The 2609-nt window shown below is 39.5% G+C and carries 1 protein-coding gene; it reads left to right on the top strand.

Annotation, left to right across the window (positions count from 1 at the left end; all coding sequences use genetic code 11):
• Positions 1–1322: 1322 nt before the first annotated feature.
• Positions 1323–2561 carry a hypothetical protein gene (locus tag Q4579_RS22765; protein WP_303567235.1) on the top strand — a complete coding sequence of 413 codons (1239 nt, stop codon included), beginning with the start codon at positions 1323–1325 and terminating at the stop codon, positions 2559–2561.
• Positions 2562–2609 lie beyond the last annotated feature (48 nt).

Here is a 2609-nt window from a genome sequence, read left to right as displayed (position 1 = left end):
GATCCTAAATGTGCGCAGTGTTCTATTCGAGTCTGTCTGGTATGTCGCGCTTGCGTTCAGTGCCAATCTCAACATTTTCTGATGCGCGCCAGATAGGCTTTGCTGGCCCAAAGCGTATCCAGAAATGCCTTTTGTTTCTTTGGTGTGGTCCGGGGCGGTTGTAGGCGTTCCCGACGCCGACAACCTAAAAATTCGTCCTGAATTTTTCCCTAGGCAGATGACTTTTTTAACCTTGTCTTCTGGGGTTATATTTTAATTAAAATCAACTACTTATGTCATTCCTGCGAAGGCGGGAATCCAGTGACGTTGATGCTCGGATCCTAAATGTGCGCAGTGTTCTATTCGAGTCTGTCTGGTATGTCGCGCTTGCGTTCAGTGCCAATCTCAACATTTCTTATGCGCGCCAGATAGGCTTTGCTGGCCCAAAGTGTATCCAGAAATGCCTTTTGTTTCTTTGGTGTGGTCCGGGCCGGTTGTAGGCGTTCCCGACGCCGACAACCTAAAAATTCGTCCTGAATTTTTCCCTAGGCAGATGACTTTTTCGAACCTTGTCTTCTGGGGTTATATTTTAATTAAAATCAACTACTTATGTCATTCCCGCGAAGGCGGGAATCCAGTGACGTTGATGCTCGGATCCTAAATGTGCGCAGTGTTCTATTCGAGTCTGTCTGGTATGTCGCGCTTGCGTTCAGTGCCAATCTCAACATTTTCTGATGCGCGCCAGATAGGCTTTGTTGGCCCAAAGAGTACCCAGAAATGCCTTTTGGTTCTTTGGTGTGGTCCGGGCCGGCTGTAGGCGTTCCCGACGCCGACAACCTAAAAATTCGTCCTGAATTTTTCTCTGGGGTTGGGGAAATGGTTTAGCTCGAAACTTGTTATTGCCTCAAAGTTTGTTGGAGCCACAACTTAACAGAGTTTAAATCACTTCGTTTTCCCATAATTCTGTTAATGAGCGCACATCTACGTGATTGCACTGTTTGTACAGTTCTGTATGCAGCTATGCTGGGTAGATGAGGAAGCACGTAACTTTGTGAACGTGAGTGCGGTAGAGTAACTGAATGGGTTGCTGAGCTAAATAGCACGCTGATGCCCCTTTTCTTGTGAGTACCAAGGCTCATTAATTGTAGGTTAATGTGAATTTTCGATACAAAATCTAATGCGAATATGAAGTAGGTAGTTGGTGAAAATGAAAAATCATCGTCTCGGTGTAGACCTGAAAACGATGAAAGATGTTTATATCTTTCATTTTTGACGTTAAAAAGTTGACTGATGTGAAATTAAAGTAAACAGTTAATATTAATTCTAATGAGTATGGATGCTAGATGAATAAGATACAACTGCCCAGAGATGCTCTCCAAAGAGTACAAGTAGGAAAAGCATTTGCGGAATATGACATTATACGAGATGATCCCGAGCTATTTGTACGCACTCCAGCTACTCTTTCATCCATGAGTACAGGTCATTATAATTGTTTTTTTGTTGGTCGACGAGGTGCTGGAAAAACTGCACTTACTTATGAGATTCAAAGACGTAACAAAAGAACTATTCACATAACACCACAAATATTCGACCTTCTTCAATTGCCGCTTGAATATGAGGAATTTGTTGATACAAAGCAACGTCCTTTTAAATCTTTAATGCATTCAATGGAAAGAGCTTTACTAGATGAGGTAATAAAGGAATGGCATCACCGAGGATTATTTAATTTCGATCGAAGATATGAATTTATTAAGCGTGAACGAGGGCTAATAGTAGATTGTGACTTTGATGATAGAATTCTTAACCTGACAGATGAGATTTTTGAAGCGTATAGTAAAGAAAACCAAAAGCTTTGTCTCAGACAAATTAAGAGAAGTAAAACTCTTACTTCGGAAGTTAATGATATTGCTAAAGATGCAAATTATGAATTTGTATTGTTGATCGATAGGCTTGATGAATCTTGGGATGGTTCTAATTCTGCTATAATCTGTTTAATGGCACTTATGCACGCGACTGTTAGATTGACAGCTTCAACTAATTGTATAAAGCCTTATATTTTCATAAGAGAAAATATTTATGACCGAATAAGAAGATTGGATAATGAATTTTCGCGACTTGAAACTTCCGTTGTATTTCTTGATTGGTCAAAACCGAAGTTGGTTGAGCTTATTGAAAGACGCTTGGTAAAACCATTCAATACTAAACCGAAATTAGGCGGCGATGCTTGGAGTTACTTTTTTGAAGATAGCAACCCTGATGAGTCTATTTCTATGGTAATGAATTTATGTCAGCATAGGCCACGTGATGTTGTAATGCTAACTAGTTATGCCATTGATTCTGCGATCAATCATGGTAATGATAAAATAACAATACAAGACTTAAATGATGCATCAAAAAGGTACAGCACTAGTAGGTTGAAAGATCTAGGTGATGAATATGCTGAAAATTACTCTAATATTAGCTTAATTTTGGAACTGTTTTATGGTTTAGGTACAGATTTCACTTTAAATGCAATAGAGGACTTTATTCAAAAATTGTTAGTCAACGACTCAATCAGGGCAGGATCGCACTTTGTTAATTGACTGAACTTTTACGAATCTGCGCGATCTGATCATATAAGTTTAGTATTA

Origin of the sequence: Photobacterium sp. 1_MG-2023, from assembly GCF_030547945.1 — a bacterium.
GTDB lineage: Bacteria > Pseudomonadota > Gammaproteobacteria > Enterobacterales > Vibrionaceae > Photobacterium.
This window is presented reverse-complemented; position numbering and strand designations above follow the sequence as displayed.